The sequence below is a fragment of the Aeromonas popoffii genome, assembly GCF_037818705.1.
In the GTDB taxonomy this organism is placed as follows: domain Bacteria; phylum Pseudomonadota; class Gammaproteobacteria; order Enterobacterales; family Aeromonadaceae; genus Aeromonas; species Aeromonas popoffii.
Window position 1 is genome coordinate 1,261,092 of the sequence record NZ_CP149129.1, and the last position, 25,310, is coordinate 1,286,401.

Sequence of the window (25,310 nt, forward strand, 5' to 3'; positions counted from 1 at the left end):
GTAGACTTGAAGGGAAGGGTGGAGATCAGATCATCGCTTCCTCAGTTAGTTCCATCCAAGCTGCATCGATTTGGGAAATAACGCTGATCTAAACTATCGCCAAAATGGAAGCAATGAGTGCAGCTTGATTCTTGGCATAGACTCCTCAACAGAGCCGGACTACTCCATTTTGAAAATATCCATTCATGTAATATCGAGCTAAGTGATTTTCAACTAAAGGTGTTCGGCGTCTAAGAGAAGATCGTCTTTACCCCGTCAGCAAGAGCGTCAGTGATGATATCTTGCCGGCCTATCAAATATACATCGATATCCCAGAGGGTTGGAAAACCATCTTTAGATTCCAGTATTGTGAGTTCATCATCGTACATAGTATCTAGTATGATTCCAACGCCTAATCCTGACTTGATTGCCTCTATATTTTGATGCCACGAAAAAGATTCATACAAAAATTTATAAGGGATTCGGAGCATTGCTAAGGAATGTTCAAGACTAATGCGAGGTATACACCCTTCGTGAAATGATACTAGCGGTAAGTAGCTCAAAAGCTCAAGATTCACTCGTTTATTACTTGCCCAAATAAGTCTTGATGTATATAGGTAGTGACCATTATTTACTACAGCGGGTTCACTGTTTACTTTCATTTTTTTTTGAAAATAGAAATCCAGATTTCCATTCACATAGTTCCTGGCGTGGTTTTCATTTTTATCAACTATTAAAAATATGGTTGAACCATTAAAACACTTACTGAAATAACTCTTTACTTGAAGGGTTTTATCAGTGGAAAGGTCATCTGGAATACCGACGGTAATTATTTTATCTGATGGTACACATAATGAATTGGCTCGCTTTAATATATCGATAGCTTTTATATATATATTCTCCGCACCTTCGCCCCTTACTAGATTCTTTCCCATCCTCCGATTGAAAACTTCAATTCCTATTTTTTCTTCAAACTTCTGCAATGTGATTGTTACCGCCGATTGAGTTTTTGCTAGTATCTGCGCGGCTTCTGTAATGTTTAGCGTCTCGTATACACACGCAAAACAGCGTAGCTGCTCCAATGTAATCCCACTTTTACGCAAAAATGATCGTTCCATACCATACAACCAAGAGTCTACTATTTATTGCTATTTTCTAGCGAACGTACAAAAAAAGCAATCAAAAATCACCGAATAGAATAAAGTCGTGACATGATATATCTTTCCTCTTTATTTTAACGCTTTGTATCAACATAAAATTAATTAATTTTTCATACATAATCTGACAAAGTGTGTTGTGCGACTATGCATGGCATTGTTCATGGAATGAAATTGGTGAAGGCCAGATCGGTTTTGGTGGCCTTCAGTTTGGCATCATCGGCGGCCTGCACCGTTGATGTGACGCTACCGGTAATCAGTGCCACGGCGGTGGATGCCTTGAACATCTTTTCAATTGGTGATGGCGATGATGAAAGAGGTGCACTCAAAACTCTGCTGTGAGCCTGTCAAAGAACTTCCTGTTTTTTGGTTCAGATCATGGAGGCGAGCGGGGGCCTTGCTGTACAGCTTGCTCGGCACCTGCCGGTTGAACGGTGTAGATCCGGAGCATTACCTACGGCATGTGCTAAATATGATCGCCGACTGGCCGGTGAATTGGGTCAGCGAACTGCTGCCATGGCGTGTTGTTCTACCGGCGGAATAACATGTAACGCCTGTCAATACGCTCTTCGCTGTACGCTTACGATTTTTGGAGGGATGAGGCTTGAAATAGTGGCGTATCTGTTTTTTTACTCCCTTTGAGAACACAGCCTCGAGGCTCAGCGACACAGCATTGAGCAGATCCACAAGGTAGAAATGTGGTTCGCAGACGAGGGCATATCTGGCGCAGTGAAGGCATTAGAGTGCCCGGAATTTTCCGAGCTGTTCAAGTTTGTGCGGAAGGGGGATACGCTAATTGTTCCCGCCGTTGACCGTCTTGGGCGTGACACCATCGACATTTTGCACACGGTTGAGGCGCTGCAAGCTAAGGGGGTGTCGATTATCAGCTTGCGGGAAGGGTTCGACCTGTCCACGCCAATCGGCAAGGCAATGTTAACCATGTTGGCCGCAGTCGCAGAGCTGGACCGCTCAAATATCAAGGCCCGTCAGATGGCCGGGATCGCCAAGGCCAAGGCAGAGGGCAAAGCATTAGGGCGAGAAAAGACCATTGACGATATTGCCGTTGCTATCTGGCGCAAGGAGAACAGTGCAAGCATCCAAGCGACCGCCGAACATTTTGGGATTTCACCCGCCAGCGTTAAGCGAGCCTGCAAAGCAGCGTAATGACGCCCGAAACACCACGCGCATAATGGAGCTAAAGCATGATTCCGGAAACGCGTTTCGAACAGGCACATAGTGTGACAGCGGGCAGTTACATAGAGTTATTTACAGGCTCGAGATAGAGGTTTAATGCCGGTTTAACGGGCTTATCAAACTCAGTGATCCTTGTGCCACCAAGTTTGATAACCAGCCGGGCTGGTAGTTTTTCATTTTCCCGTCAGTCTTTTTCATTTTCGGCGGCGGGCTACACCAGGGGGACCACAGGATGGAATTAATACTGGCGGAGCTTGAAGTGTACTTGGAGGAAGTAGACCTGACACTGCAGGAGCGGGATACAATCGCGCGCATTCTTGAAAGGCTTCGTGATGAAGTCACTGCGTTGTAATGCGGAAGGATTCGGATTAGCCCGCCACAGTGCGGGCTTTTTGATGTCTTGGATAGTGAAAAAGAAAAAAGCCTGCATTTCTGCAGGCTTTCTAAATCTTGGATCACCAGTGGATCATTTTGGTTCCTGTTTCAGGCCAGTCTCTGTCGCGATGATTTCGCTAAGTGGCTGTTTTACCTCGTTTTGTCCTACCGCTGTCCTAGTTAAATTGGTGGAGCTGGGGGGATTTGAACCCCCGTCCAAAATTACTACATCCTCGGTACTACATGCTTAGTCACTCTTTACATTCGCCAACCCGCTGCGGAGAGACACGCCACGAATTGACTAGCTCGATTGGTTTTAATGCTTCCGCCCCGAGCAGGACTTCCACACGATCCTGTGAAGGATGACCTTCCGATTCCCTAGGACACAGGCAAGCTAGGGTAGAAGGGCTCAGCGCAGGTTATTAAGCTGCGAGTGCGTAGTTTTCGTCGTTTGCGACTATTTTTTTGCGGTTTGTTAACGAGGCCTACCGCACCTCGGCATGCACCTTGGGTTTCGTGAATCTTGTCGAATCCAGAATCAGCCCCAAGTTGTCAAAGTCGATTGTACGCAAAAATCCTGTCATGGCAAGGCGTTGATAGCAATCGACCGGCCTGGGCCGGTCGATTGCTGGTTTATTGGACGCCGCATGGCTGCATGCGGCGCACAATCAGCCGCGATGCTTGTTTTTCATGATGCGGGCTTTCTCCCGATCCCATTCGCGGGCCTTGGTGTCTTCCCGTTTGTCGTGCTCTTTCTTGCCTTTGACCAGGCCGATCTCGACCTTGACCCAGCACTCTTTCCAGTAGAGCGCCAGCGGCACTATGGTGTACCCCTGACGGGCGGTCAGGCTCTCCAGCTTGTCGAGTTCACGGCGGCTCAGCAGGAGCTTGCGGGTGCGGGTCGGATCACACACTACGTGGCTGGAGGCGGCGTTCAGTGGCAGGAAAGTGGAGCCGAACAGGAAGGCCTCGCCCTGCAAGAAGATGACATAGGCTTCGCTGATGTTGGCCTTGCCCGCCCGCAGGGATTTGACTTCCCACCCTTGCAGGGACAGACCGGCTTCCACGCGCTCTTCGATGAAGTACTCGTGGCGGGCGGTTCTGTTGAGTGCAATGGTGCTGGACCCGGCTTTGTTTTTACTGTTCTTTTTGCTCATGACGGGCGCCTTTGGCAATGATTAGGAAGGCGCATTATACGTGGGTGGCGGCGGCTGTAAAACGCGCAACTGCTCGAGTGGCGGCTTTGTGAGCGGTTTTGGGGATGATCTTGGCTAACAAGGTGATAAAATCGGCCCGATTGGATGAGGAAAGCCCATGCCCCGTATTACTCGCAGTGCCCTGGTGATGTTCAGCGCAGAACAAATGTTCAGGCTGGTCAATGATGTTCACGCTTATCCGGAGTTTCTGCCCGGTTGTGTCGGCAGCCGTGTCCACGAGACAGGCGATGACTATATGACTGCCTCGGTCGATGTGGCCAAGGCGGGGATTGCCAAGACGTTTACCACCCGCAATCGGCTCGATGCCAACCGGCAGATCAAGATGGAACTGGTGGAGGGTCCCTTCAGCAAGCTGGCTGGCTGGTGGACCTTTACGCCGCTGGATGTGGATGCCTGCAAGGTCGAATTCGACCTCGATTTTGAGTTCACCTCCAAGCTGATCGAGCTGGCGTTTGGCCAGATTTTCCGCGACCTAGTGGGCTCCATGGTGCTTGCCTTCTCCAACCGCGCCAAGGTGGTGTACGGTGTCTGATCTGCTCAATATCGACGTGGTGTATGCCTTGCCCGAGCGCCAGACTGTGCTGCGTATCCGGGTTGCTCCCGCCACCAGCGTGCTGGCCGCCATCGAGCAGTCCGGCATAGTGCAGAAGCACCCGGAGATCGATCTGTCGGTCAACAAGTTCGGCATCTACAGTCGGCCGGTCAAGGGGGCTGACCTGCTGCAGGAGGGGGATCGCATCGAGATCTACCGCCCGCTCATCGCCGATCCGAAAGAGATGCGCAAGAAGCGAGCCGAGAAGGCCAAGGAAGAGGGCCGTGCCGATGCGGTGACCGGCGGGCGGCCCAATGCCAACCGCAAGCGAGGGGACACAGATCCGGCCTGATGCCGCACTCTGGAGTAAAAAGGCGCCTTGGCGCCTTTTTTGATCTGCTTTCCTGTTGAGTCGTCACCAACGCTGTTCAGCGGCAGAGCGCTGTCACATCCCGTGCAGCCGCTCGTTTTCCACCACCTCAACGCCACCCTCCTGCTGGCTGAGCACTATCATGGCGTGGGCTACCTGGCTGGCGTCGATGGCGCGCCAGCGGCGCAACTTGCCAACCAGCAGGGGGCGCAGCAGCGGATAGAACGCCTGGAAGCATTGCTCCGACAGGCGCGGCGGCTGGCGGTTGCCGAGCAGCATGGCGGGGCGCACTATGGCGAGCCGTGGCCAGGCTTGTGTCAGCAGCGCCAGTTCCATCTGCCCCTTGGTGCGGGGATAGAGGGCCGGCGAGTGTGGATTGGCCCCCAGACTCGAGACGACGATAAGACGTTGGCAGCCGTGGCGGCGAGCGAGTGCCGCGAAGGCCAGCACATAGTCGTGATCGACCCGGTGAAACGCCTCGTCGGACCCTGCCTGCTTGCGGGTGGTGCCGAGGCAGCAGAAGGCGATGTCGACCGGATCGGGCAGGCTGAGCTCCGCCAGTTGTTCGAAGTCGACCGGCAGCCAGTGATGTTGGGGTCGGGAATCACTCGCCTTGCGACAGAGCAGGGTCAGTGAGTGAGCGGGGTCGAGTTGACGGAGCAGTTCCCGGCCAATCAGCCCGCTGGCCCCGGCGATCAGGATCTGGCTCATGGGTGCCTCCCAGCTTCAACGGGGGCCGTCAGCGCCTGGTCATCAAGCCGTCCGCTGGGATGGGGGTGTCGGGGCTGGTTCATGGAGGCTTCCTCGCGAAGATGGGATGGCGGTGGCCACATAAAACAAAACCGGCACGGGGCCGGTTTTGTGAATGCGATCAGAGCGGTGTGTGGAAGGCCGCTGGCAACGGGAAGTCGCCGGTGACCGTGGCCAATTTTTCGTTGGCGAAGGTCAGGGTGAGCTCCCTGCGCTCCTTTTCGCCACGACCCGGCTGGAATTCATAGAGGTAATACCAGGTGTTCGGGTCAAAGGCATCGCGCAGCATGGCGGAACCCAGCACGAACTCGACCTGTTCGCGGGTCATGCCCTGGCGCAGTTTGTCGACCTGTTTTTGTTCCACGTAGTTGCCCTGGGGAATATCGATGCGATAGACCAGGCTGCAACCGGACAGGGTGAGGGCGGTCAGGGCCGCGGCAATCAGGTGTTTCATCCGCATATCGAGTTCAGATCATCCATTCAAGTCTTTTTAAGCTCGGCAAATCATACCGGCTCCCTCTGCGGAAGTAAAAAGCCATTGATCCATCAGCCAATAAAAAGGGCCGCCGTGCGACCCTTTCTGCCTGATGGCGGTTTACAGGGCGGCGCGGAAGATGGCGACTATCTCCTCATGGCTTGCCTGTTTCGGGTTGGTGAAGCCGCAGGCATCTTTCAGGGCGTTGCTGGCCAGGATATCGAAGTCATCGGCCTTGACGCCGAGCTGCGCCAGACCGGCCGGGATCTTCACATCCAGCGCCAGCTGCTTGATGGCGGCAATCGCCGCATCGGCGCCCTGTTCGTCGTTCATGGTGCTCACGTCCACCCCCATGTAGCGGGCCACCTCTTTCAGGCGGGCGGCGCTCACTTGCGCGTTGTAAGCCTGAACGTGGGGCAGCAGCACGGCGTTGCAGACCCCGTGGGGAAGGTCATAGAAGCCACCCAGCTGGTGCGCCATGGCGTGCACGTAACCCAGGCTTGCGTTGTTGAAGGCCATGCCAGCTAGGAACTGGGCGTAAGCCATTTGCTCGCGGGCATGCAGATCGTCGCCCTGGTTGACCGCGGTGCGCAGGTGCTTGGCGATGAGCTGGATCGCCATGATGGCGCTGGCATCGGTCACCGGGGTGGCGATGGTGGAGACATACGCCTCAATGGCGTGGGTCAGGGCATCCATACCGGTGGCGGCGGTGAGACCTGCCGGTTTGGCCAGCATCAGCTCGGGATCGTTGACCGACATCAGCGGGGTAACGTGCTTGTCGATGATGGCCATTTTCACGTGGCGCGCATCGTCGGTGATGATACAGAAGCGGGTCATCTCGGAGGCGGTACCGGCAGTGGTGTTGATGGCGATGAGCGGCAGCTGCGGCTTGGCGGAGCGATTCACCCCTTCATAATCCTGGATGCTGCCTCCGTTGGCGGCGACCAGGGCGATGCCCTTGGCGCAGTCATGGGGCGAGCCACCCCCCAGCGAGATGACGCAGTCGCAGCCGTTGGCCTTGATCATGGCCAGACCTGATTCGACGTTGGCCATGGTGGGGTTCGGCTTGGTTTCGTCGAACACCACGCTTTCAATGCCATGTTCAGTCAAGAGTGCGGTGAGTTTGGCAACCACGCCGATCTGGTTGAGGATTTTATCGGTGACGATCAGCGCCTTGCGATAGCCGTAACCCTTGATATCGGCGGCGGCCTCTTGCAGACAGCCGGCCCCCATCAGGTTGATTGCGGGGATGTAGAACTTGAATGTCGCCATGATGGACTCCCTATAGTTAGCCATTTAGTGGTAATTGGTGGTTAAGCTACCATCATGGGAGGGATACAAAAGCATCTTGTTTACAACTTTACGGGGTCGATCACGAGTCGTTAATTAAGCGCTGAACCAGGCTTGACTTTCCCTGTCGTGATCAGTTTGCAGAAAAACGTTTTTCAAGAAATTCATCAAGTTAGCAAACGTTTTGCGCGGAGTTTGTGACTGTCAATGCGTGGAAGTGTGAGGCGCTTCAAGGAATTGGAAAGCGCTTTCGACCATAGTTGGCGCCTCCCCTAAAGAGGGGGAAAGGCTTGAAAGTATCATGAAGAATCATCTTAACTTGCGCCCTGACCCTGCTGGCAGGGGGCAACCAGGAGTCCACTATGTCTGATGTATTTCACTTGGGTTTGAAGAAAGCGGATCTGCAAGGCGCCACCTTGGCGATCGTTCCCGGTGACCCCGAGCGCGTCAAGCGCATCGCAGAGCTGTTGGATAACCCGGTGCACCTGGCCAGCCATCGTGAATTCACTACCTGGCGCGGTGAGATGGACGGCAAGGCCGTGATCATCTGCTCTACCGGTATTGGTGGCCCGTCCACCTCCATCGCGGTTGAAGAGCTGGCCCAGCTCGGTATCAATACCTTCCTGCGTATCGGCACCACAGGTGCCATCCAGCCGCACCTGAATGTGGGTGACGTGATCGTCACTACCGGTTCCGTGCGCCTTGACGGTGCCAGCCTGCATTTTGCGCCGATGGAGTTCCCAGCTGTTGCCGACTTCGACTGCACCACTGCGCTGGTCAACACCGCTAAAGAGATGGGCTCCAAGCTGCACATCGGTGTGACTGCCTCTTCCGATACCTTCTACCCGGGTCAGGAGCGTTACGACACCGTATCCGGCCGCGTAGTGAGCCGTTTCCAGGGTTCCATGAAAGAGTGGCAAGCCATGGGCGTGCTGAACTATGAGATGGAATCTGCCACCCTGCTGACCATGTGCACCAGCCAGGGCCTGCGTGCCGGTATGGTGGCTGGCGTTATCGTCAACCGTACCCAGCAGGAAATCCCGAACGCCGAGACCATGGCAAAAACTGAATCTGATGCCATCAAGATCGCATTGGGCGCTGCCCGCAAGCTGATCTGATAGCAGCTCTTGATACAAGAGCACCGAGTGGGGGGTGGGGGCCGTTGCGAAAGCGCGGCCCCTATCTTTATCTGCCGTTTACCCCTTTTCCTCTCCCGTCACCCCTTTCACTATTCCCGCCACACTCGCGTTTATTGCCATCTACTGATTGCCCCTAAAAAGGCGCAGCGCAGCGGATCTGCATCGGCTCGCCGCTCACCGGATGAGTAAAATCCAGTTCGCTGGCGTGCAGCATCAGCCGCGGTGCCTGTTCGCAGCCAGGCAAGAGCAGGCCGCCATAGAGATCGCAGCCGAGGATGGGATGCCCCAGCAGCTGGCTGTGGATGCGTAGTTGATGGGTACGGCCGGTCTCCGGCACTAACCGCACCCGGGTCAATGGCACGGTTTGACCCTGCATCAGCGGCGCCAGCCGCCCAATCACCTGATAGCGGGAGCGGGCGGGTTTGCCGCTGGCGGCGCAGATCTTCATCAGCGGGAAAATTGCCGGATCCTTGGCGATAGGCGCGTCGATCACCCCTTCATCGTCAGCCAAATGGCCGCACAGCAGGGCGTTGTAGGCCTTGCTCACCGCCCGCAGGCTGAACTGCTGGCAGAGCAGGGCATTGATGGCCTTGTTTTTGGCCACCACCATGATGCCTGAGGTGCCAAAGTCGAGGCGATGCACCAGGGTGCAGCCGGGGTAATCCTGCACCAGTCGATAATGAACCGAGTCGAAGTTCAGCGGGTTCTTGCCCGAGAGGCTCAGCAGGCCGCTTGGCTTGTTGATCAGCAGCAGCTGCTCATCCTCAAACAGCGTCTCAATGGCGGCAGTGCAGGGCGGGGCGATAAAGGTGTCGACGATAACAGACATAGGGCGCACGGGCTGGAAACGGGGGGCGATCATACCCGAACTGGCGCAGCCCGGCGAATTGGCCGTGTGGATTGCCTGATGGGGTGAGCGAGATAGCCCTGTTCAACCATTTGATAATGAACTGGTTAAATAACACCACGGTTGGCAATGCATGGCTGTTTTGAAACGAACAAGGCCCCGTTTTGTGACCCCTTCCCGAGTTCATCCGAAGCTTGCTTGTTAAGGTATGGCTCCCTGTTATGTTGTAAGGACCCTTTCCATGGCTCTGCCCGTTATTCTCGATTGTGATCCCGGCCATGACGACGCTATCGCCCTCATTCTGGCGCTGGCCAGCCCTGAACTTAAGGTGCTGGCGGTCACCACCAGCGCGGGCAACCAGACGCCGGACAAGACCCTCAACAATGCCCTGCGTATCCTGACCCTGCTGGGTCGGGACGATATTCCGGTGGCGGCGGGGGCGCCCAAACCGCTGGCCCGCGCGCTTATCATCGCCGACAACGTCCACGGCGAGTCGGGTCTTGATGGCCCCACACTGCCGGATCCCGCTTTTGCGCCGCAGGCCATGACGGGGCTCGAATTGATGGCCAAGTGCTTGCGCGAGAGCCCGGCGCCCGTGACCCTGGTGCCGACTGGCCCGCTCACCAATATCGCCCTGCTGCTGGCGGCCCACCCGGAGCTCAAACCAAACATTGCCCGCATCGTATTGATGGGGGGCGCCGCGGGGGCAGGTAACTGGACTCCGGCGGCGGAATTCAATATTTATGTCGACCCACAAGCGGCCGATATGGTGTTCAAGTCAGGCATCCCCATCACCATGTGTGGCCTCGATGTGACCCACGAGGCACAGGTGATGGATGAGGATATCGAGCGGGTGCGCGCCATCAGCAATCCGGTGGCCCAGTGCGTGGCGGGTCTGCTCGACTTTTTCATGATCTACCACCGGGATCCCAAGTGGGGATTTACCGGGGCGCCGCTGCACGATCCCTGTACCATAGCCTGGTTACTGGCCCCCGAGCTGTTCCATGGGGTCGAATGCCGGGTCGATATCGAAACCTGTGGCACACACACTACCGGTATGACGGTGGTGGATCGCTATGGCCTGACCGGCAAACCGGCTAATGCCCTGGTGTTGCTGGGACTGGATCGTTCGGGCTTTATCGACCTGCTGGTCGAGCGACTGCGGGCGTTTGGCTGACCGCCATTGCATGATTGAGAGAAGGGACGGGAAATGTACAAAGCGTCGCTGGCATTGCTGGCCGGGTTGCAATTGATGGCCTGTTCCACGCCGTTTGAATCTATGTGGCAGGGGCTGGCGACCTGCGAGCTCGATGATCTCTATCTTGATAGCGAAACCGGCGAGCCGGCCCACCCTCAGCTCAAAAATTTCACTCCCTACAAGGTGACGGACGGGTTTGCCTGGTACAAGACCCGCCAGGAGCTGCATGGCCTGCCCATCAGCGGCTTTCTCATCCCCTCGTCCACCTTCGAGGTGCATGCCCTGTTCGTGGACACCCCCATCGCCAATGCGAGAAGGCTGACTCATAACGCCTATGGCAGCGAGTTTTCCGACGAGCAGAAGCACAGCGAAGGGCTGGCTCCCCTGCTGCTGCGCGACCCCAACAACCCCAAGCGATCCATCATAGACTGCACCCAGGGTGAGGCGTTGGAGCCGCAGCCGGAAGAGCCCTTCCCGGAATAAGCTTTCCGCTATCTCCAGCGCCTTGTCCGTCCTCTCGACATAAAAAAACAGGGGCCAGCCTCATTGGCTGGCCCCTGTTTGTCGTCCCCTCGCCAGGATCAGGAATAACCCGGCGTCTGCGTGATCGCGGTCAGTTGCGCCGTGATCCTAGATCCTCCGGTTGTCGCGCGATAGCGCTTATGGATAACCCAGCGTCTGCTTGATCACGGGCAGTTGCGTTTTGATCCAGGCAGGGTTAATGGGCCCCCAGTCGCCTATGCGATAGTGCCCCTGCAGGTGACGCGCCCCCTCGGTCTGCTCGAAGGCGCAGCTGATGTCCAGCTCCGCCAAGGCACTTAGCGTGTCCTGGGCTGTGCGTCTGGGCATGCCGGTGGCGGCCATGATGGCCGGGATGGTGTCTGTGCCCTGACTGATCAGCCAGGCCACGTAAAGCCGTCGATAGAAGCTGGATCGTGTCTTGCTCGGCTCTGTCATATCTTGTCCTCGAGCCGGTCGAAGTAGCGCCAGGTCGCGAGGATGGCCTTGCCCATCACCAGTGCCCAGATGCCGAACCAGAACCAGCGGAAGAAGCTCCAGGTGGAGGCGTCAGGCTCTGTGCTCTCAATCTTGGTGACGTTGGGGAACATGGAAAACATGTTCACGCGCCAGCCGTAGGAGGTGATGCGCGCCAGACGCTTCTCGAACTCCATGGACTTGGCCTTGGCCTGTACATCGGCGGCATTGAACTTGAAGTAGAAGGGCCAGCCCCACTGGGTATCTTCGTTGCGAAACACGCGGATATTCTCGCCGGGCCGTTCGGTATAGATGTAATAGACGTCAGTCGTGGGGCCGTCAGCCGGGTTTTTCTGGCTGATGGGGCCATCCTTGTCGGTGCGTTTCACCTCGACCCCTGTGATGGTGGCGATGGTGTGCTCCGGCAGATAGAAGTCGAGCCAGATGGCGGAGACGAGGGCGATGAGGCCCAGGCCGATGAAGGCCGGTTTCTTGAATTTCAGCATCATGATGATCTCATGTGAGGGGGAGTGACGTGCCTCTACCATACTCACATTTGATGGGGCGGCCCAGTCCCTAATGAAGCCACGCCATAAAAAATAGCGTTTAAAACAATGACAAGTCGACAGTGCCATTAAAATGGATGCCCCGTGAGCGGAGCCTGAGTCCGGCGTGATCGCGCAACAATGACAACTGGAACTGGGTCCGTTGTTTGTGCTGCGGCTCGGCGAGTTGTGACAGTTCGTGACTGGCGGCGACGCAGGAGAGGCCTCGGCGGCGGTGGCCTCCTTGTTGCGGGTCATGCTGGCTGTGGTTTCGTTCATATCCGAAATGGCACCGCCTATCTCCTGCTTGCTGATCCCGGCCATGAGGATCATCAGCAGGTTGGCCAGCAGAAGCGGTATGAGAACTTGAAAACGGATAGGCAGGTTTTTCTTGTGTTAAAAGAGTGTGATAGGCAAGGTTGCGGGCTTGTTACCATGGAGGTGTAGTGTGTCCGACTGGATTGATCCCGCTATTCTGGCGCTGTTTATTCCCACGTTTTTCTTTGTCTCCGTTACCCCCGGTATGTGCATGACCCTGGCGATGACTCTTGGTATGAGCCAGGGGGTGCGCCGTACCCTGCCCATGATGTGGGGAGAGCTCATCGGGGTGGGGCTGGTCTCGGTACTGTCGGTGATCGGGGTGGCGGCCGTCATGCTTAACTACCCGTCACTCTTCTCGACCTTCAAATACGTGGGCGGCGCCTATCTTATCTGGCTCGGCATCCAGATGTGGCAGGCCAAGGGCAAGATGGCCATACCGGCGGATCTCTCGGCCGGACAGGAGACGCGTCCCCTTGCTCTGGCCATGCAGGGCTTTGTCACCGCCATCGCCAACCCCAAGGGCTGGGCTTTCATGGTTTCCCTGCTGCCCCCTTTCATCAACGCGGCCAAGCCGATGCCCCCCCAGATCAGCGCCCTGGTGGCCCTGATCCTGGTCATAGAGTTCTCGTGCCTGCTGCTCTACGCCAGCGGTGGCCGCACCCTGCGTCACTTCCTCGCCAAGAGCGGCAACGTCACCCTGATGAACCGGATCGCTGGCTCCCTGATGTTTGGCGTAGGGGTCTGGCTGGCATTGGGCTGACAGTGCAGCCAGCCCATGGGATGGGCATGAGGTCGGCGTCGTAGAGGCCGCGTCGCGGCCATGACTTGAGACGGAAATAAAACAGCCCCGGCAGTGCCGGGGCTGCTTTATTTGGTGAGAAATGGCCCAGTCAGGCCGGGCGTGGGCACATTTGCTTACATTTTTTTGTTTTCAATCGGCGACCATTTCATCAGTCTTCCATGGCATTAGATGAATATGTTTTACATGTGATGATGAGCCGAGCAATCCACGCTTTATATTTTTTGGTCAAGGACGGTAATGGATGATGAAGTTAATAGGCGTCGCGTTACTCACTTTTGCTGGTGTGGCAGTGGCCGGCAATGGAAAAAACCTGGATTTTTACAATATAGAGGAACAGCAACTCGCTGACATGTTTGCGCAGCATCAGGGTGGCACGCCAGGCCAGTCAATAAAGGATTTCTCACGTCTGTTTCTGGATAATCCCTATGTTGCCAATCGTCTGGTGGGAGCGAGTGATACCCAGGAAAAACTGGTGGTGGATTTTGGTGAGCTGGATTGCTTCACCTATCTGGATTACGTTGAGTCACTGCGGCATTCAACGAGTGTGCATAATTTCATCGAGAACGTCATGCACACTCGTTACGTAAATGGTGAAGTCAACTATCTGACTCGAAAACATTTTTTCTCTGACTGGGTACATAGTGGCAATAAAGTCAGTGATGTGACCCATCTGGTGGGAAATTATGTCGTGACTGTCCCAAAAATACTGAATCAGAAGGAGGATGGTGGCCACTACATTCCGGGGCTGGGAGTGAAGGACCGCGACATCAGCTATATTCCGGGTGATCGCGTGGATGAAGATACCTTGAGTCTGCTGGAAGATGGCGATTATATCGGCATCTATACCAATATTACCGGTCTGGATGTGACCCATACCGGCATTTTCATTCGTGGCGAGAATGGCCCCGTTCTGCGCAATGCCTCGTCAGTTTCGACGAATATGAAGGTGGTGGATTCGCCCTTTCTTGACTATGTGAAGAACAAGCCGGGGATCCTCGTTTACCGGGCCACGGATGATAATAGCCCGTCATGATCGGGCCGGGTATGAGTGAGGCGTTTAACCTGTTGGCAATGACGGGTGTAAAACGCGTGCTCCGTGAGCCGGATGCCGTTCCCCTGTGACAATGCCAGTCTGGATGGGAATGGGCCCCCGTGGGGGCGCATTAATCAGTCAGGCAATCTGGATCAAACACATATTCACCGGCCAGCCAGCGCACGATTTCGTCGACGCATGCTTGATCCCGAAACGGCAGGTAGCGCGCCTTGAGGGCGGCACTCTGCTCGGGGGTGAGCTGCGCTAGCCCCAGATCCTGAAACAGCGGCAGGTCGGCCTCGATCATCGCCGAGATCTGCGGGCCGCAGGTGGCGTTGAGGGCGGCGTGCAGCGCCTTGTCGGGGTCATACTGCTTGCCGAGCCGGTAGCTCATCGGCAGGGTGGCCAGCGGTAACACGGAGAGTGCCGCCTGCTTCATGGGGTTGACTGCGTGGCCTGCCACCAGTTCTGCCAGCTCGGCGGGGCGGTTCTCGAAGGCGCGCAGGTGCAGGAAGCTGCTGGCCTTGCTGCCATCGTTGACCGGGTAGTTGTCCCACAGGAAAGGCTTGCGGTGCAGCCAGTCGGCCACTTGCTTGAGGTGTGGGGCCGGGTATTCGCTGGAGCAGACTTTGGGGCCGGTCCAGAAGATGTCGATGCGGCGATCCAGCCCCTGGCCCAGATCGGTCAGATAGTGGGGCGGCATGGCGCCGAACACCTTCTCCAGCACGGGATCCGTCGAGTAGTAGCTGGGACAGAACAGCAACCGGCTGGCGCTGGAGTGGGCCGCAATATCGTGGGCCATGGTGAGCTGCCAGTGGGCGAGATCCGGGGTATCCCCCTTCATGTCGTCAAACAGCACCGCCAGTATATCGGGCTTGAGCGCCTCGTCGATGAGCCGCACCTTCTCCAGCAGGGCCGGGCGCTTGCGGGCATAGTCGTGATGGGCGCCCATGGGGCTCAGGCCTATGCCAAAGGCGAGGCCGTTTTCACGGCACTGACGGGCCAGCTGACGCAGGGCCTCGAGCTGGGCAGCAGGCCAGGGCTGGGTCCAGTGCTTGCGCAGATAGCCGTCTTCTTTCGGGGCATAGATGTAGAAGCCATAGCCGTGGCGGGGCAGCCACTGGGCGTAGCGGGCGCGGGCTTCCCAGCTCCAGCCCTTGCCAAAGAATCCCTCTATCAATCCCAGCTGGGGTGAAGGGGGTTGCAGGCCAGACAACAGAGTTTGGTAAGGCATAGATAACTCCCTTCTCGCTGGGAACGGGTCGGACGAGCGGCGTCAGACCGGGTCTTCTTCCTGAAAGCGCACCCCTATCTTGCGGGGCTCACCCTCTTCCATTTCGGCCACGGTCCAGATCAGTCCCTGCCATTCAAAGTGGTCGCCGACAACCAGATTATCGCCCAACTGGTCGGCAATAAAATGGCCCAGTGTCTGATCCGCCACCTCGCTCACATCCAGCCCGTAGAGGGGGGCCAGATCCACCAGATTGGCAGCGGCTTCCAGCAGGAAGTCGCCGAAGAAACGCGGCCCCAGATCCTGCTCGGGCGCCTGGCTGAACAACTGGCCGAGGGCGGGCAGATCCCGTTCGTGGCCGATGACGCAGAGGATGTCATCAGATTGCAGGCAGGTACTGCCCGAGGGGTGGAGCAGCTCCTGATCCCGGAACAGGGAGCAGATGCGGGTCCCCTTGGGCATGCGCAGATCCCGCAGGGGCGAGCCGATGCACCACTTCTCGGCGCTCAGGCGGTAGACGAAGGTCTCCCATTGGCTGTCCAGATCTATCTCGAGCCCTGAGCGGTTGATGGGTGACGGCGGTGCCGGTACTTCCACCCGAGCCAGCCTGGATGCCAGCGGCAGCGAGCTGCCCTGCAATATGAGGGAGACCAGCACCACGAAGAAGGCCACGTTGAAGTAGAGCTGGGCGTTGGGCAGCCCCGCCATCATGGGGAAGACCGCCAGTATGATGGGCACGGCGCCGCGCAATCCGACCCAGGAGATAAACCAGCGCTCGCGGGGGGCGAAGTTCTTGAATGGCAGCAAGCCAATCCAGACCGAGATTGGGCGAGCGAACAGTATCATCCACATGGCCAGCGCCAGCGCCGGCAGGGCGATGGGCAGCAGTTTGTGGGGCGAGGCGAGCAGCCCCAACACCAGAAACATGCCGATCTGGCTGAGCCAGGTCAGGCCATCCAGTACGGACAGCGTGGTGCTGCGGCTGCGCAGTGAGAGGTTGCCGAGCAAGAGGCCGGTGAGATAGATGGCGAGGATGCCGCTGCCCCCCACCGCCGTGGTGAGGGCGAAGATCAGCAGACCGCCGCTGACAGTGAGCAGCGGATAGAGGCCGGGGGCCAGCCTGGCGCTGTTGATGAGGCGCCACAGCAGCCAGCCGCCACCAAGACCTATGCCTGCGCCCAGCCCAAATTGCTTGCCGAGCTGCAACAGCAGGAAGCTCCAGTCCAGTCCTTGCTGCTGGGTGGCGAGGATCTCAATCAGGGTGACGGTGAGAAACACCGCCATGGGGTCGTTGCTGCCCGATTCTATCTCAAGGGTGGCGCTGACCCGCTCGTTCAGGCTGCGTCCACCGAGCAGTGAGAAGACGGCCGCCGCGTCGGTGGAGCCAACGATGGCGCCGATCAGCAGACCTTGCATCAGGCTGAGATCGAACAACCAGGCGGCGATGAAACCGGTCAGGCCCGTGGTGATGGCCACCCCTGCGGTCGCCAGCGAGAGTGCCGGCCAGAGCGCCACCCGAAACGAGGAGACCCGGGTGCGCATGCCGCCATCGAGCAAGATGATGGCGAGCGCCAGGTTGCCGACCAGATAGGCGACCGAGTAGTCAGCGAAATGAATGCCGCCCGGGCCATCTTCCCCAGCCAGCATGCCGACCGCGAGAAATATCACCAGAATGGGGATGCCGAGACGAGAGGAGAGCGTGCTTAACAGGACACTGGCTCCCACCAACAAGGCCGCGATTAAAAAGAAACTGTTGATGGTGACGGCATCCAATGGCGAACTCCTTCTGTCAAAATGCAAATCAGGCACATTATATGCAGTTTGTTGGGCGCCGTGTGGCTTAATTGTGCATTAATTTGCAGTTTTTTACATTTTCGGTGCGCGTGTGACGGGGCAATTTGCACCGAAAAAGGCTGGATGCGAAGGGGGGAAAGGGGGACTTAATGTGAAACGGTTCACAAAATCGACCCGGCTTGGGGGCGGCCTGCCAGCCAGGTTTCCCACAAGTAGCAGGGGCGCCGTAGTGGCGCCCCTGGCGGGCCGAGAGGACGGTCAGTCATCCTCGTCGTCTTTGACTTCCCTGATCTTGTCCTTGTAGTCGGGCAGCTGTTTCTCAAGCCGCTTCATGTCCTTGATGGCATTGAGAAACATGCCGAGCAGGAACAACAGCGGCAGGCCTATCCATAACCACAGATTCATGATCTTTTCCTTTCATCGGGACAGAGGGTGACATAACGGGCCAAAATCTCGTCAAGATGGGCCAGTATGGTCGACTTGCCTTCAATATCCGCCTGTTGCAGACAAAGCACCAGCGCATCCGGATCCAGCCGTTGCTCGGTGGACTCCAGCGCGAAGCTGATATGCCAGGGTTCGTAGGCGACGCCACTGCCGACTCCCGCCGGTTTGGCGTAAGGCAGGAAGAAGCCGAAGTCGTTCATGTGATCGCTCAGCCAGTCGCCCAGATCGGCAAACCAGCCGCCCTCCTCATACTCCCAGGGCTCCAGCGCCAGTCGGGTGTCGGCGGGCAGACAGTCTGGGTCGTAGATGTCCAGATCCGTCCCCCAGTGGTGACGGCTGGTACCGGGCAGGGCACTCCAGCGCAGGATGGCGTGCAGCCGTTCTGTGTCGCTCAGTTGCAGGGTATCCAGCGGCTGGTTGTTGGCATCCAGCAGGGGCCGCTCGCCACGCCACTTGCCATTCCAGATGGCGAGCTGACGGTCGAACCCACGCCAGCTGGAGGCCGCCTGCAGGTTGTGCCCCTCATGGGAGGCGGCCACCTGCATGTCGTTGAAGGCCGCCGCTGTGGCCGCCGTCAGACGATGGGGCCCGCGCCCCACCAGGATAAGGTGGTGCTCGTCTCGCCCCAGCAGTTGATCCTGTGTCATGCCCATCCCCGATCTGGTGTGCTGTTGAGCGGGATACCCGCAAGCCCGCGTTGAAGAGGTGTCATGCCAGCAACCGATCCAGTATGCCCTGGTACATGTCGGCCAGCAGATCCAGATCCCCGGCCTTCACGCACTCGTTCACCTTGTGGATGGTGGCATTGACAGGGCCGAGCTCGATCACTTCGGCGCCAGTGGGGGCGATGAAGCGCCCATCCGAGGTGCCGCCCGTGGTGAGCAGGGCCGGTTGCTGGCCGTTCACCTGTTCGATGGCCGCGACGGCGGCATCGAGCAGATCGCCGGTATCGGTCAGGAAGGGCTGGCCGGAGAGGGTCCAGTCAAGCTGGTAATCCAGCCCGTGCCTGTCCAGCAGTGCCTCGACCCGTTCGCGAATATCCATGTCGGTCAGTTGTGTGCTGAAACGGAAGTTGAACTGGACTTGCAGCTCGCCGGGAATGACGTTGGAAGCGCCTGTGCCCCCCTGAATGTTGGCGATCTGGAAGCTGGTGGGCGGGAAGTAGGCGTTGCCTTCATCCCACACGGTAGCGGCGAGTTCCGCCAGCGCCGGCGCCGCCTTGTGAATGGGGTTGTCCGCCAGATGGGGATAGGCCACGTGGCCTTGCACCCCGCGCACCAGCAGATCGCCGGTGATGGAGCCGCGTCGGCCATTTTTCACCACATCGCCTACCACGGCAGTGGAGGAGGGCTCGCCGACGATGCACCAGCGGATCTTCTCGTGGCGCGCCTCCAGGGTATCTATCACCCGGGTGGTGCCGTTGATGAAGGGCCCCTCTTCATCCGAGGTGATGAGAAACGCGATCGACCCTTTGTGATCCGGATTGGCTGCGACGAAACGCTCTGTGGCCACCACCATGGCGGCGAGCGACCCTTTCATGTCAGCTGCGCCACGCCCGTAGAGCACGCCATCCTGAATGGTCGGCTCGAACGGCGGTGTGTGCCATTTGTCCAGCGGTCCGGCGGGCACCACGTCGGTGTGCCCCGCGAAGCAGAACAGGGGGCCTTCGCTGCCACGGCGAGCCCAGAGGTTGGTGGTGTCTTCAAACACCATGGGCTCAATGACAAAGCCGAGGCGTGCGAGGCGCTCAGCCATCAGGGTCTGGCACCCTTCATCCAGCGGGGTAACTGAGGGGCGGCGGATCAGATCCTTGGCCAGTGCGATGACATCCGACATCGGTGTTCCTTAACAGAAAAGTTTAACGAGAGAGCAGAGATTGGTAGTGGTCAGCCTTGAAACCCAGGGTCAGTTCGCCGTCCCTGTCGAGCAAGGGGCGTTTGATCATGGCCGGGTGTTCCAGCAGCAGGGCGCGGGCCTTGGCGGTGTCTAGCCCCTGTTTGGCCTCATCTGGCAGGGCGCGGAAGGTGGTACCTCGGCTGTTGAGCAGCGCTTCCCAGCCAAGCGTTGCCAGCCAGCTGTCCAGCGCGGCAGGATCCAGCCCATCGGCGCGATGGTCGTGAAAGCGGTAGTCGATGCCAGCCTCATCCAGCCACTTGCGGGCCTTCTTGATGGTGTCGCAGTTTTTGATGCCATAGAGGGTGGTGGCCATGGGGAGTCCTTATCTGCGGGCGCGGGCCCTTGGAGCTGAAACGTGAAGTCGGCAACTTGAGATCTGAATGTGACATCAAGCAAAGGCCTGATTCTGGCATTGTGGCTATCCCATGGCAACGGCGGAGCCGCACCTTGGGTGATTTTCCGCGGGCGAGCGGGCAGTGGAAACAGAGCCCGGCGCCCTGGGCGCCGACGAGATCAATGCTCGCGCTGGGATTGGCACCAGAGGTGCAGCTCGGACTCGAACCAGTTGAGCATGGCGTGGTTGTCGTCGCGGCGATGGCGGATCAGGCTGACTTCAAAGGTCGGCAGGGCGAAGCGGGTCTCGAACTCCACCAAACCCAGCAGCGGCATCAGCGGTCGCAGTACCCTGGCGGGAGAGGTCAACAGCAGGGACGCGTAGGGCAGGATGAAGGGCGCCGCCAGAAAACTCTGCACTATCAAAGGGGTATGACGGGTCATGCCGTGGGCGGCCAGCAAGTCATCGACTATGCCCCCTTCGCTGCCGCGGGGGGCAACCAGCAGGTGCTGGGCCTTGGCGAAGGATTCGATGCAAAGCACCTGGCCCTGGAACGGGTGGCTGTGGTGCGCGGTACAGATCAGCTTGTCTTCAAACAGCGGGATGCGACGAAAACGGCCGGGCACCTCATCCTGTTTGTTAATCACAATGCTGATGACCCCCTCATCGAGCTGACGCTCGTAATCCGCATTGAGGGGCACCATGTGGAGGCGCAGGTTGGGCGCTTGCTGCTGCAGGTGGGCCAACAGGCTTGGCATCATCACGTACTCCACGTAGGTGTGGGCACCGATGCGCAGGACGCCCTCGAACTGGCCCGGATCGAGCTGCTCCGGCTGGCTGAACGTCTGCTCTATGTCGTGCAGTATCTCCCGCAGCGGCAACAGCAGCGCCTGTGCCCTGGCGGTGGGTTCCATGCCCTGGGGGGTGCGGATCAGCAAGGGATCGTCATAGAGCAGCCGCAGGCGAGCCAAGGCACGACTGACGGCTGGCTGACTCATGGCGAGTCGCTCGGCAGCCTTGGTGGTGTTACGTTCCTCCAGCAGCGCCTTGAGCACCACCAGCAGGTTGAGGTCGACGCCTCTTAAATTCATTCTGTGCATAATGGAATGCTAATAAATCATTTCCTTAAGCAGGGCCTTCACTTTAGTCTCATTCCCCGTCGATGGTCAGCATGAAGCATGAATAAATCAGCGATTTATACACACCCATGTTGTCCTGTTACCTCTTTCGCGTGGTGCCGGGGGTGGCAAGATTCGACAGCCTGAACTCTTTACTCTGGTCATCCAGAGCGTTGCTTGCTTAGTACCCGCCTTCGAGGCGGGTTTTTTTTGCCTGCGGTTCAGGTGAGCGGGCCCGAAGAAGTACAAAACGCGCCACCGGGCGCGTTGTTGTGATGATGCTATGACTCAGGACGTAACCGGCCACTGGTAGTCGAACACCTTGGCACGTTCCCAGGGGGCGTCCGGCAGACTGGAGGAGAGGCCGGTATATTTGCCCACATCATCCACCACTATGGTGGAGAGGATCGGCAGCTGGTGCTCGGTGCAGTACATACGGATGCGTTGCAGCAGGGTGCGCAGCTCATCCTGGCTATGCTCCAGCCCGGCCTGCCTGGCCAGTTTGGAGTAACGAATGGTGGTGCGTTCCTTTGCAGACTCGACGAGGATGTCCCATAGCTTGTAGTCGCTGGTGGTCATACCCGCGGTGGCTTGGCTTGTCATAATTCTCTCCGGTGCGAAATGGTCGCTGTGTCGATGCGCATCTTGGCCAGTTCACTGGCCCCTGACGTTGATCCAAAGCAAAAAAGTCCGATGTTATCCATCAGAACGGGTGGCAAAGGGATTCTAAAGGGTTGCCTTTAGTTTGAACGACCATTTTTTTGTTAAGTTGGTAGCATTTTATGTCATAGCAACGTGGCAAAACCACATTTATTGACAGGGATCAAGGGGAAAGCGAGGCCTGACCATTAGGGGGGATCGTCATAAGATTGAGGCTCATAAATGCTACCCAGGCAGGTAAAGGCATAGTGTCTGCAAATGGCGGCAGGAAATTGCTGGGTAATAGAGAGGGGGAGAAAAGAGCAGGCCCCCGCAGTGGGGGCCTGTCTGGCAAGAGCGCGATAAACGCCGTTGCGATTACAGCAAAATGGTGGTCAGCAGATAACCCAGGGCGCAGGAGCTGCTCACCCCGATCAGCCCCGGAATGATGAAGCTGTGGTTGATGATGAACTTGCCGATGCGGGTGGTGCCGGAGCGGTCGAAACCGATACAGGCCAGATCGCTCGGGTAGGTCGGCAGCACGAAGTAGCCGTAGCTGGCCGGCAGGAAGGCGATCAGCAGCTTGGGTTCGACACCCAGCGCCAGCCCCATGGGGGCGATGGCGGTCAGGGCAGCGGCCTGGCTGTTCACCAGCTTGGAGATGAGGAACAGCACCAGGGCGTAGGTCCAGGGCTGGGCCTGTACCACGTGGGCCAGGGTCTCTTTGAGCAGCGGCATGTGCGCCTGGAAGAAGGTCTCACTCATCCATGCCACCCCGAACACGGAGAAGATGGCGACCATACCGGCCTTGAACACAGGGCCGTTAGAGATCTCACCCGGCTTGACCTTGCAGCGCATCAGGATGATGGCACCGGCGATCAGCATCATCATCTGGATCACCAGGTTCATGGAGAGCGGGCCAGTTTTGTCCTTGATGGTGAACACCGGACGCAGACCTTCGTTGGCACCGAGCAAGACCACGGCAGCGATGGCGGCGAAGAAGATCCAGGTAGACCAGTAGGCCTCTTTCGGGAACTTGGTGTTGAGCAGGGTTTCACCACCGCCATAGATGAAGGTGCGCTGCTCCGGATCCTTGATCTTGGCCTGGAACTCTTCGTCCTGATCCAGATCCTTGCCGCGACGCAGACTCCACAGGGCCGCCATGACCACACCGGTCAGGGAGGAGGGGATGGCGATCATCAGGATGTCGAGCAGGCCGTACGCCTGACCGATACCGTGACCGGCCGCCAGAATGGAGACCATGGAGACCACGGCCACTGAGACCGGGGAGGCACAGATCGCCATCTGGGAGGCAACGGATGCCACGGCCATCGGACGCTCGGGACGGATGTTCTTCTGCAGCGCGATGTCAGCGATGATGGGGAACATGGTGTAGACCACGTGGCCGGTACCGCACAGGAAGGTGAGGGTCCAGGTGGTGAGAGGCGCCAGGATAGTGATGTATTGCGGGTGACGGCGCAGCAGACGCTCGGCCACCTGCATCATCAGGTTGAGGCCACCGGCGGTCTGCAAGGTGGCGGCACAGCCGATAACCGCGAGTATGGTCAGCATGACCTGAACTGGCGGTTCGCCCGGCACCAGGCCGAAGACGAAGGTAAGCAGGAAGAGACCGATACCACTGATGAGACCCAGTCCCATGCCCCCAAAGCGGGTACCCAGCAGCAAACAGCCGAGTACCACCAAAAATTCCATCAAGATCATTCCATTACCTCGTGTGTTTTAAGCCATGTCAGTGTTGTGTTGGGCTCATGGACCGGGATTGTCTGTTTTTATTTAGCCCTAAAGGGTTAGAGGGTATTGTGCCTGCCTAACAGAGGTAAAAATTTGAGGTACTTCAATAACTCATCGTTTTTTGATTTAACTGCATAAAAACCACGTATTAACATCATTGTTATTTGTAGTGCCAATAAACGGTACCGTACGGGGCTCTATGTGCCTCAGAGGGGCAAGGGGAATGGCGAGGGACCTATGGGGGGAGCGGGCGGCGTGCTTCATTGTGGCGGTCAGCGGGGCGAAATGCCGCTGCCTGGATAACAAAAAGCCGACCCTGGGGTCGGCTTTGTCGGCAAGTGGCCGTAATCAGAACTCGGCGGTACGCGGGGTACGTGGAAAGGGGATCACGTCGCGGACGTTGCCCATGCCGGTCACGTAGACCACCAGACGCTCGAAGCCCAGACCGAAACCGGCGTGGGGTACGGTACCGAAACGACGCAGGTCACGGTACCACCAGTAATCTTCCTTGTTCAGCCCCATCTCGGCCATGCGGGCATCCAGCACCTCAAGGCGCTCCTCACGCTGGGCACCACCGATGATCTCGCCGATCCCGGGTGCCAGTACGTCCATGGCGGCCACGGTTTTGCCGTCGTCGTTGAGGCGCATGTAGAAGGCCTTGATGTCTTTCGGGTAGTTCTTCACCACCACAGGCGACTTGAAGTGCTCTTCGGCCAGATAGCGCTCGTGCTCGGAGGAGAGATCAATGCCCCAGGAGACGGGGAACTCGAAAGTCTTGCCACAGTTCTTCAGTACTTCGATGGCATCGGTGTAGTCGATTTGGGCGAAGTCGGAGGAGACGAAGCGTTCCAGTCGGCCGATGGCATCCTTGTCGACGTGCTGGGCAAAGAACTCCAGATCGTCGCGGCGCTCACTCAGCACGGCGTTGAAGACGTATTTGAGCATGGCTTCGGCCAGGGCAGCGTTATCGTCCAGGTTGGCGAAGGCAATTTCCGGCTCAACCATCCAGAACTCGGCCAGATGGCGGCTGGTGTTGGAATTTTCGGCGCGGAAGGTGGGCCCGAAGGTGTAGACCTTGGAGAGGGCACAGGCGTAGGTTTCGACGTTCAGCTGACCGGAAACGGTCAGGAAGGTCTCCTTGCCGAAGAAGTCCTTGTCGTAGTCGACCTTGCCGGCGTCGGTGCGCGGCAGGTTTTCCAGATCCAGGGTGGAGACGCGGAACATCTCGCCGGCACCTTCGGTGTCCGAGGCGGTGATGAGCGGGGCCGCAATCCACAGATAACCCTCTTCGTGGAAGAAGCGGTGGATGGCTTGTGCCAGGCAGTTGCGTACCCGGGTCACTGCGCCGACTATGTTGGTGCGCGGACGCAGATGAGCCTGTTCACGCAGGTACTCTATGCTGTGACGCTTGGCGGCCATGGGGTAGGTGTCCGGATCTTCGACCCAGCCCACGACGTTGACCTCGGTGGCTTGCAGTTCGAAAGCCTGGCCATTGCCCTGGGAGGCGGCAATCACACCGGTCACTTCCACGGAGCAAGCAGTGGTCAGACGCAGCACTTCATTCTCATAATTGGCCAGGGTATTGGGGACAACCGCCTGTACCGGATGGAAACAGGAGCCATCGGAGACGGCCAAAAATGAGATCCCCGCCTTGGAATCACGGCGAGTCCGGATCCACCCTTTGACTGTCTGGGTGGTGCCAACCGCATATTTACCGGTCAGCACATCTACTACGGATGCGTGCGTCATCGAAATATTGTCTCCAGCTTGTTCTTGCAGCGCTATTTGCAACACTAGGGGTCTGGCCCGGGCATTGATTGGCCCATCATGGCAGACTAAGCCGTCAATCTTACCCGCGCGGGTTTGATAAACAAGCAAAAATGTCGGACTCTGGAGGGGTTTT

The 25,310-nt window shown here is 57.8% G+C and carries 26 protein-coding genes, 1 other RNA gene and 2 pseudogenes; 9 read left to right on the forward strand and 20 right to left on the reverse strand.

Features of this window, described 5'->3' with window-relative positions:
- Positions 1 to 230 precede the first annotated feature (230 nt).
- Positions 231 to 1,097 (reverse strand): LysR family transcriptional regulator, encoded by an 867-nt coding sequence (locus WJM78_RS06045; protein ID WP_339014437.1) that lies wholly within the window; start codon positions 1,095 to 1,097, stop codon positions 231 to 233.
- Positions 1,098 to 1,297: 200 nt separating this feature from the next.
- Complete coding sequence (locus tag WJM78_RS06050; RefSeq protein ID WP_339014439.1) at positions 1,298 to 1,465, reverse strand: hypothetical protein; 168 nt, start codon at positions 1,463 to 1,465, stop codon at positions 1,298 to 1,300.
- 21 nt (positions 1,466 to 1,486) lie between these two features.
- Between WJM78_RS06050 and WJM78_RS06055 the strand changes: the two are divergent.
- A pseudogene (locus WJM78_RS06055) lies at positions 1,487 to 1,680 on the forward strand (transposase domain-containing protein); the annotation flags it as partial.
- 113 nt (positions 1,681 to 1,793) lie between these two features.
- Positions 1,794 to 2,300, forward strand: a pseudogene (locus WJM78_RS06060) (recombinase family protein); the annotation flags it as partial.
- A 591-nt stretch (positions 2,301 to 2,891) separates the two neighbouring features.
- On the opposite strand, the gene ssrA reads toward WJM78_RS06060, so the two are convergent.
- Together ssrA and smpB are read right to left on the reverse strand one after the other, a co-directional pair.
- Positions 2,892 to 3,251, reverse strand: a transfer-messenger RNA (tmRNA) gene (gene ssrA / locus WJM78_RS06065).
- A 122-nt stretch (positions 3,252 to 3,373) separates the two neighbouring features.
- Positions 3,374 to 3,862 carry an SsrA-binding protein SmpB gene (gene smpB, locus WJM78_RS06070; protein ID WP_042036966.1) on the reverse strand — a complete coding sequence of 163 codons (489 nt, stop codon included), beginning with the start codon at positions 3,860 to 3,862 and terminating at the stop codon, positions 3,374 to 3,376.
- 157 nt (positions 3,863 to 4,019) lie between these two features.
- Here smpB and WJM78_RS06075 point away from each other — a divergent pair, with 157 nt between their 5' ends.
- Together WJM78_RS06075 and WJM78_RS06080 are read left to right on the forward strand one after the other, a co-directional pair.
- Positions 4,020 to 4,454 (forward strand): SRPBCC family protein, encoded by a 435-nt coding sequence (locus WJM78_RS06075; protein WP_042036964.1) that lies wholly within the window; start codon positions 4,020 to 4,022, stop codon positions 4,452 to 4,454.
- A complete protein-coding gene (locus WJM78_RS06080) occupies positions 4,447 to 4,806 on the forward strand; it encodes an RnfH family protein (RefSeq protein ID WP_339014442.1) in 360 nt (119 codons plus the stop codon). The genes WJM78_RS06075 and WJM78_RS06080 overlap by 8 nt, the downstream gene beginning before the upstream one ends.
- Before the next feature lie 93 nt (positions 4,807 to 4,899).
- Here WJM78_RS06080 and WJM78_RS06085 read toward each other — a convergent pair whose 3' ends face one another.
- The 3 genes from WJM78_RS06085 to yiaY all read right to left on the reverse strand — a co-directional run bounded on the left by WJM78_RS06085 (position 4,900) and on the right by yiaY (position 7,321).
- Positions 4,900 to 5,535: an NAD(P)H-binding protein gene (locus WJM78_RS06085; RefSeq protein ID WP_339014444.1), complete on the reverse strand. Its 636-nt coding sequence runs from the start codon at positions 5,533 to 5,535 to the stop codon at positions 4,900 to 4,902.
- Between the two features lie 160 nt (positions 5,536 to 5,695).
- The gene (locus WJM78_RS06090; RefSeq protein ID WP_042036960.1) at positions 5,696 to 6,034 is read right to left on the reverse strand and encodes an outer membrane protein assembly factor BamE; all 339 of its coding nucleotides are present in this window, start codon (positions 6,032 to 6,034) and stop codon (positions 5,696 to 5,698) included.
- A gap of 135 nt (positions 6,035 to 6,169) precedes the next feature.
- Entirely contained in the window at positions 6,170 to 7,321 is a 1,152-nt protein-coding gene (gene yiaY, locus WJM78_RS06095) for an L-threonine dehydrogenase (protein WP_339014446.1), read from the reverse strand.
- 380 nt (positions 7,322 to 7,701) lie between these two features.
- Here yiaY and udp point away from each other — a divergent pair, with 380 nt between their 5' ends.
- Positions 7,702 to 8,457: a uridine phosphorylase gene (udp, locus tag WJM78_RS06100; RefSeq protein WP_042036957.1), complete on the forward strand. Its 756-nt coding sequence runs from the start codon at positions 7,702 to 7,704 to the stop codon at positions 8,455 to 8,457.
- Positions 8,458 to 8,611: 154 nt separating this feature from the next.
- On the opposite strand, the gene WJM78_RS06105 is transcribed toward udp, so the two are convergent.
- Positions 8,612 to 9,340 carry an RluA family pseudouridine synthase gene (locus WJM78_RS06105; RefSeq protein ID WP_339014447.1) on the reverse strand — a complete coding sequence of 243 codons (729 nt, stop codon included), beginning with the start codon at positions 9,338 to 9,340 and terminating at the stop codon, positions 8,612 to 8,614.
- 226 nt (positions 9,341 to 9,566) lie between these two features.
- On the opposite strand from WJM78_RS06105, the gene rihA reads away from it, so the two are divergent.
- Together rihA and WJM78_RS06115 are read left to right on the forward strand one after the other, a co-directional pair.
- On the forward strand, positions 9,567 to 10,502 hold the full coding sequence (gene rihA, locus WJM78_RS06110; RefSeq protein ID WP_287147517.1) for a pyrimidine-specific ribonucleoside hydrolase RihA: 936 nt from the start codon (positions 9,567 to 9,569) through the stop codon (positions 10,500 to 10,502).
- Positions 10,503 to 10,535: 33 nt separating this feature from the next.
- Positions 10,536 to 11,006, forward strand: a complete 471-nt coding sequence (locus WJM78_RS06115; protein WP_275931189.1) for a hypothetical protein — start codon at positions 10,536 to 10,538, stop codon at positions 11,004 to 11,006.
- Positions 11,007 to 11,183: 177 nt separating this feature from the next.
- Here WJM78_RS06115 and WJM78_RS06120 read toward each other — a convergent pair whose 3' ends face one another.
- On the reverse strand, positions 11,184 to 11,480 hold the full coding sequence (locus tag WJM78_RS06120; RefSeq protein ID WP_042036953.1) for a winged helix-turn-helix domain-containing protein: 297 nt from the start codon (positions 11,478 to 11,480) through the stop codon (positions 11,184 to 11,186).
- Positions 11,477 to 12,007: a DUF1523 family protein gene (locus WJM78_RS06125; RefSeq protein ID WP_042036952.1), complete on the reverse strand. Its 531-nt coding sequence runs from the start codon at positions 12,005 to 12,007 to the stop codon at positions 11,477 to 11,479. The genes WJM78_RS06120 and WJM78_RS06125 overlap by 4 nt, the downstream gene beginning before the upstream one ends.
- A gap of 484 nt (positions 12,008 to 12,491) precedes the next feature.
- Between WJM78_RS06125 and WJM78_RS06130 the strand changes: the two genes are divergently transcribed.
- Together WJM78_RS06130 and WJM78_RS06135 are read left to right on the forward strand one after the other, a co-directional pair.
- Positions 12,492 to 13,124, forward strand: a complete 633-nt coding sequence (locus tag WJM78_RS06130) for a LysE family translocator (RefSeq protein WP_108535530.1) — start codon at positions 12,492 to 12,494, stop codon at positions 13,122 to 13,124.
- Positions 13,125 to 13,407: 283 nt separating this feature from the next.
- Positions 13,408 to 14,199, forward strand: a complete 792-nt coding sequence (locus tag WJM78_RS06135; RefSeq protein WP_339014451.1) for a DUF1460 domain-containing protein — start codon at positions 13,408 to 13,410, stop codon at positions 14,197 to 14,199.
- Between the two features lie 130 nt (positions 14,200 to 14,329).
- Here the strand turns inward: WJM78_RS06135 and WJM78_RS06140 are convergent, their stop codons facing one another.
- The 10 genes from WJM78_RS06140 to asnS all read right to left on the reverse strand — a co-directional run bounded on the left by WJM78_RS06140 (position 14,330) and on the right by asnS (position 25,156).
- Positions 14,330 to 15,433 carry a beta-N-acetylglucosaminidase domain-containing protein gene (locus tag WJM78_RS06140; protein ID WP_339014453.1) on the reverse strand — a complete coding sequence of 368 codons (1,104 nt, stop codon included), beginning with the start codon at positions 15,431 to 15,433 and terminating at the stop codon, positions 14,330 to 14,332.
- A 42-nt stretch (positions 15,434 to 15,475) separates the two neighbouring features.
- The gene (locus tag WJM78_RS06145; protein ID WP_339014455.1) at positions 15,476 to 17,203 is read right to left on the reverse strand and encodes a potassium/proton antiporter; all 1,728 of its coding nucleotides are present in this window, start codon (positions 17,201 to 17,203) and stop codon (positions 15,476 to 15,478) included.
- A 279-nt stretch (positions 17,204 to 17,482) separates the two neighbouring features.
- A complete protein-coding gene (locus WJM78_RS06150; RefSeq protein WP_157013375.1) occupies positions 17,483 to 17,629 on the reverse strand; it encodes a hypothetical protein in 147 nt (48 codons plus the stop codon).
- Entirely contained in the window at positions 17,626 to 18,315 is a 690-nt protein-coding gene (locus WJM78_RS06155; protein ID WP_339014458.1) for a M15 family metallopeptidase, read from the reverse strand. The genes WJM78_RS06150 and WJM78_RS06155 overlap by 4 nt, the downstream gene beginning before the upstream one ends.
- 61 nt (positions 18,316 to 18,376) lie before the next feature.
- Positions 18,377 to 19,504: a succinyl-diaminopimelate desuccinylase gene (gene dapE / locus WJM78_RS06160; protein WP_108535526.1), complete on the reverse strand. Its 1,128-nt coding sequence runs from the start codon at positions 19,502 to 19,504 to the stop codon at positions 18,377 to 18,379.
- Positions 19,505 to 19,526: 22 nt separating this feature from the next.
- On the reverse strand, positions 19,527 to 19,877 hold the full coding sequence (locus tag WJM78_RS06165; protein ID WP_108535525.1) for an ArsC family reductase: 351 nt from the start codon (positions 19,875 to 19,877) through the stop codon (positions 19,527 to 19,529).
- Positions 19,878 to 20,077: 200 nt separating this feature from the next.
- Positions 20,078 to 20,989 carry a LysR family transcriptional regulator gene (locus WJM78_RS06170; RefSeq protein ID WP_275930994.1) on the reverse strand — a complete coding sequence of 304 codons (912 nt, stop codon included), beginning with the start codon at positions 20,987 to 20,989 and terminating at the stop codon, positions 20,078 to 20,080.
- Positions 20,990 to 21,304: 315 nt separating this feature from the next.
- Positions 21,305 to 21,619 carry a hypothetical protein gene (locus tag WJM78_RS06175; protein ID WP_042036944.1) on the reverse strand — a complete coding sequence of 105 codons (315 nt, stop codon included), beginning with the start codon at positions 21,617 to 21,619 and terminating at the stop codon, positions 21,305 to 21,307.
- A gap of 414 nt (positions 21,620 to 22,033) precedes the next feature.
- Positions 22,034 to 23,377, reverse strand: a complete 1,344-nt coding sequence (locus WJM78_RS06180; RefSeq protein ID WP_042036941.1) for an anaerobic C4-dicarboxylate transporter — start codon at positions 23,375 to 23,377, stop codon at positions 22,034 to 22,036.
- 378 nt (positions 23,378 to 23,755) lie between these two features.
- The gene (gene asnS / locus WJM78_RS06185) at positions 23,756 to 25,156 is read right to left on the reverse strand and encodes an asparagine--tRNA ligase (RefSeq protein WP_339014462.1); all 1,401 of its coding nucleotides are present in this window, start codon (positions 25,154 to 25,156) and stop codon (positions 23,756 to 23,758) included.
- Between the last annotated feature and the right edge of the window lie 154 nt (positions 25,157 to 25,310).